The sequence below is a fragment of the Tunicatimonas sp. genome (assembly GCF_049647865.1).
In the GTDB taxonomy this organism is placed as follows: domain Bacteria; phylum Bacteroidota; class Bacteroidia; order Cytophagales; family Cyclobacteriaceae; genus Tunicatimonas.
Window position 1 is genome coordinate 1 of record NZ_JBARYM010000546.1, and the last position, 4,585, is coordinate 4,585.

Here is a 4,585-nt window from a genome sequence, read left to right on the forward strand (position 1 = left end):
ATAGTAAACACGCCAGAGTAGATGGTTCGGTATCGTGCCAGTTATGAGCATATCGGAAGTAGGTCAGTTGCTCAGCAGTGATACAAGTTATATGCCAAGCGTTTTTACCTCAACAAAGGTACAAATACTCTAGTAAACTGTGCGAAAGCGTGCAAAACTGTCCGTATTCGGACATAGATGTACAGTGTTATGGTGTTATGGTGTTATGGTGTTATAGTAAATCAATAGTCGCGTATTCAAGCTATCTACTTTCAATGTTATAGTTTGTTCACTATACACGGGCACTATAACACTTAGCACTATAACACTATGATTAGTCCCACCAGTCTTCTCCTTCTACCAGATAGCTTTTTACCAGGTCTTCATTCAGATCAATGCCTAACCCGGGACGGTTGCTAAGTTGAATGTGACCATCTTTTACCATTTCTTGGTCGTAGCCCAGCACATCTGGATCGCCGTTAACTCCTTTTCCTTCTCGGTTTTGATCAGTACTCATGAATACTTCGTGACCTAAGAATTCGCGTACCGATGCCGCTAGGTTAGCCGAGGCTATCGTAGCAATAGGGCCCGCTACATTATGAGTGGCCACCGGAATATAGTAAGTTTCCGCCAAATCGGCTATTTTCTTGGCTTCCAGTAGTCCGCCTGCCATAGATACATCAATCTCAATCATATTCACTCCCTGGTTTACGATAAACGGACGAAAGTCGTGCCGACCGTACAGGTTTTCTCCGCACAGAATGGGTACCGGCGATTGTTCGGTGAGCTTTACCCACTGCTCGTTGTAGGCAATCGGTAAAGGATCTTCCATCCACCAGGGCCGAATCGGTTCTACCGCCCGAGCCAACCGAAGCGCACTATCAAAATCAAACTCCCAGTGGCAATGCACGGCAATATCAAAATCCCATCCGACGGCCTCCCGGAGGTTGGCGTAGCCTTCAGCGTTCCGATCTACTTCTACATTGGAGATACGGCGGTTATTCAGTTCATTCCAGCGCTGGTCGCGGATAATACCTACCTTGGCAGCGGTCCACCCTCCGTTCTGCATTCGTTCGGCGAACTCAGCGCAGGAAGATTTATCTAGCATATCTTGAGGACCGGAAGAAACATAAGCCCGAACTTGGTCAACATGAGAGCCGCCGCCCAGAATTTTATGTACTGGCTGTTCGGTAATCTTTCCAATAATGTCCCACAGGGCAATTTCTACTCCGGTGATGGCGTGGGTTGCCATTCCGTGGTTGCCGCCGTAGTACGATGTGCGGGTGCTCATCTTGAAAACTAGATATTCCAAATCAAGCGGATCTTGCCCCATCAGAATTGGTTTGCACACATTCAACACTACATCTTTAGCACCCAGTCCATTCTCGTCGTGATGGCACTCGCCAATGCCAACAATACCAGCATCAGTTTCAATTTTTACCAGCGGACTTACCCGAAAATTAATTTTAGTCCGAATACATTTTACATCGGTAATTTTTACTTTCTGTCGGTTGGAAGCCGCCAAAGTATTGAAGTAAGGTAAGCAAGAAACTCCGGATAGTGCTAGTGCAGTATTCTTTAAAAACTTTCGGCGGTGCATGAGTCTTTAGTTTAGGTTGTTTAGTCGATTGGTGACCAAGTATAACTAAAGATACAAATAGGTAAGTAAACTATAATGCAGTGGATAGAGGCAAACTATGCTCGAACAAAAAAAGCAGCCAATAAGCTGCTTCTTCAAATTCTATAGCATTGAAATCTGCTTAGTAGTGGTAAAACAATAACCTTATCGTCTTATCAGCACTTCTATCGCTTTGCTACTTCACGGATCGCCGCCCGGTTAAAAAACCTTATCGGGGCTCAGGCCCTGCCTACGTTTTTAGCCTCGTGACAGCGCAAAATAAACAGGTCAAAAACGACAACTTATTATTCCACCATTACTTAGCTGCCTTCCGGCGACCTCGTTTCGGCTTAGGCTCTTCTACTATTTCTTCTTCCTCAACATCGGCTAAAATACGACCTGAGTACTCATCAAAAATTAATCGTTTGCGTTCTTTGATCTCCACAATACGTTGAGGGGGAATGATGATATTACAACCTTCGGCCGCACCCCGCACTACTTTTACTACGGCCAAACCGTTGGATAGACTGTTACGTAGCTTTTCGTAGTAGTTTAGAAGCTTACGATCTACTTCGCCAATTTCGCCAGCCACTTTTCCGCGCTGATCCATCAACTTCTTCTCATCTTCTTCGCTCTCAGATACAATTGTTTCCAGCTCTTGCTGCTTGCTTTCTAAATCTTTCTGCCGCCGATCAATCAGCTCTTTGGTATCATCTACCTGTTCTTTTGTCTGCTCAATTTTAGCATAGGCCTCTTTGGTACGCTTCTCAGAAATTTGAATCTCCAAGTTCTGTAGCTCAACTTCCTTCGTAATAGCATCGTACTCGCGGTTGTTCCGCACGTTCATCTGCTGCTCTTCGTACTTCTTAATTAGCCCTTCTGCCTCTTTAATAGCCGATTTATTATTCTCAATATCTTGCTCTAGTTGCTCTACATCGCCTACATATTTATCGTGACGGGTTTGATATCCCGCGATTTCATCTTCTAAATCGCTTACCTCTTCTGGTAAGGCGCCCCGAATTTTCTTGATTTCGTCTAACTCCAGATCAATATTCTGTAGCTTCATAAGCATATCAAGCTTTTCGGCTACGGTTTTTTGCTGCGTGGTGGTGCTTTCCATACGTACTATTAGATGTAAAAAACAGGATTGGTGTTGGCTTTTGCCAAACGGACTGCAAAATTAACAAATTTTTCGCATAAAAATTCCTGGATTAGCTCTTTTGTGTAGACTTCGCTTTCGTAGTGCCCAATATCCGCAATTATGAGGTGGCCATCGGCATCGAAAAATTCGTGATACTTAAAATCAGCAGTTACAAAAACATCAGCCTGTTGCCGAATAGCCTGCGGTAGCAAAAAGCTCCCGGCCCCACCACAAACCGCTACTGTTTGCACCGGACGATCTAGTAAAGCGGTATGCCGAATAACCGACAAGTTCATTTGTTTTTTGAGGTAGCTCAGAAAATTAGTCGGCGACATGGCTTTAGCTAACTGCCCAATCATACCGGAACCTACCTCCTGATTCTCATTTTCTAGATTGTGTAGATAGTAGGCTACCTCTTCGTACGGATGAGCTTTCCGCAAAGCTTGTAATACTAGACTAGATTGATGAGCCGGTAAAATTACTTCAATACGCTGCTCTTCTACTTGCTCCAACTTATCTGCTTCACCAATGTGCGGGTTGGCTTGTTCATTCGGCTGAAAGGTTCCGGTACCACTCACTTGAAAGCTACAATTCTGGTAGTTGCCAATATTACCTGCTCCGGCCGCACTGAGCGCATTCAGCACTGCTTTGGCGTTCTCCTGAGGCACAAAAGTAGTAAGCTTTCGCAAGGTTTGCGATTTAGGAATGAGTACGCGGGTCTGCTGCAACTCCAACTTTTCAGCAATTTTAGCATTCACTCCGTTGTAGACATTATCCAAATTGGTATGAATGGCGTAGATGGCAATATCGTGTTTGATAGCTTTAATAATCGTGCGCTCAATATAATTGCGCCCGGTCAGGCCCTTCAAACCTTTGAATATAATTGGGTGGTGCGCGACAATCAGGTTGCAATCGTGCTCAAGTGCTTCATCTACTATACTTTCTATAACATCTAAACTAACTAGAATGCCACTCACTTCGGATTGAGGATTTCCAGTGATTAAACCTGCATTGTCATATGATTCCTGGTAGCTGCGGGGGGCAATGGTTTCTAAATAGGTGGTTATTTCGTGTATTTGGGGCATAAAAATAGGCCGCTCATTTAAACCACTATAAAATCAGATAAAACGCTCGGTGGTGGAATAGGCATTTCCTTTTCTTTGAGCGTATCTATGTAGAGGTTGACAGCTTCTTTCATGAATGCTTTGGTTTCCTCTACGGTGTCACCAACAGTAATACAGCCGGGCAGATCAGGTGCATAAGCACTGTAACCAGTATCAGTAGGTTCAATAATAATCATATACTCTTGCATCATTTTAATCCAGCTTGTTTCAAAATATTATTCTCTGTTCCCCTTGCCAAGTCTTTGTTACCACCATGATCGGGAACCACTACAATACCCGATTTAGTCGAATGCTCAAAAACTTTATGGCTTCCTCGCTGACGGATGAGATACCAGCCATCTTTTTTTATCAACTTAATAACTTCTTTAACTTTCAAGATAGCAAATTATACGATGAGTTGCTGGTAATAGTTCATTCGGAATAAACCAATCTACTCATTGCCAGAATTGATGGTACCATCAGTATTCGTTTACTTCGCGTAAAGTTAGCAGTTCTTACAAGATGGGTATTCTAATCGAAGATACAATCAATCAGTTAAAGGATGTTCAGGACGGTAGAAACTGGATGGGGGCAAGTTTCGCCAAGAAGCTTAATATGGTTAGCGAAAAGGAGGCTTTCGTACGTCCTGTTCCTAATTTGCATAGTGTTGCTGAAATAATTTCTCACCTAACGGCCTGGAGAAAGGATATCATCCTAAAAATCGAAGTCGGAAAGGGGGCACTT

General features: G+C 43.6%; 5 protein-coding genes and 1 pseudogene. 1 reads left to right on the forward strand and 5 read right to left on the reverse strand.

The genetic code is table 11. From position 1 onward, the window contains the following. Positions 1-313 precede the first annotated feature (313 nt). From WBA23_RS16055 to WBA23_RS16075, 5 genes are all read right to left on the reverse strand, one after another. Entirely contained in the window at positions 314-1,579 is a 1,266-nt protein-coding gene (locus WBA23_RS16055; protein WP_424583301.1) for a mandelate racemase/muconate lactonizing enzyme family protein, read from the reverse strand. A gap of 334 nt (positions 1,580-1,913) precedes the next feature. Beyond that, positions 1,914-2,717 (reverse strand): zinc ribbon domain-containing protein, encoded by an 804-nt coding sequence (locus WBA23_RS16060; RefSeq protein ID WP_424583302.1) that lies wholly within the window; start codon positions 2,715-2,717, stop codon positions 1,914-1,916. An 8-nt stretch (positions 2,718-2,725) separates the two neighbouring features. Next, a complete protein-coding gene (locus WBA23_RS16065; RefSeq protein ID WP_424583303.1) occupies positions 2,726-3,823 on the reverse strand; it encodes a Nif3-like dinuclear metal center hexameric protein in 1,098 nt (365 codons plus the stop codon). A gap of 17 nt (positions 3,824-3,840) precedes the next feature. After that, the gene (locus WBA23_RS16070; protein WP_424583304.1) at positions 3,841-4,053 is read right to left on the reverse strand and encodes a type II toxin-antitoxin system HicB family antitoxin; all 213 of its coding nucleotides are present in this window, start codon (positions 4,051-4,053) and stop codon (positions 3,841-3,843) included. Further along, a complete protein-coding gene (locus tag WBA23_RS16075) occupies positions 4,050-4,238 on the reverse strand; it encodes a type II toxin-antitoxin system HicA family toxin (protein WP_424583305.1) in 189 nt (62 codons plus the stop codon). The genes WBA23_RS16070 and WBA23_RS16075 overlap by 4 nt, the downstream gene beginning before the upstream one ends. A gap of 125 nt (positions 4,239-4,363) precedes the next feature. Between WBA23_RS16075 and WBA23_RS16080 the strand changes: the two are divergent. Beyond that, positions 4,364-4,585 (forward strand): annotated as a pseudogene (locus WBA23_RS16080) (hypothetical protein); the annotation flags it as partial.

Bases quoted from the DNA above. Each gene is read 5' to 3' on its own strand.
- WBA23_RS16055 (WP_424583301.1), bottom strand. From the start codon at position 1,579: ATGCACCGCCGAAAGTTTTTAAAGAATACTGCACTAGCACTATCCGGA.
- WBA23_RS16070 (WP_424583304.1), bottom strand. From the start codon at position 4,053: ATGATGCAAGAGTATATGATTATTATTGAACCTACTGATACTGGTTAC.
- WBA23_RS16065 (WP_424583303.1), bottom strand. From the start codon at position 3,823: ATGCCCCAAATACACGAAATAACCACCTATTTAGAAACCATTGCCCCC.
- WBA23_RS16060 (WP_424583302.1), bottom strand. From the start codon at position 2,717: ATGGAAAGCACCACCACGCAGCAAAAAACCGTAGCCGAAAAGCTTGAT.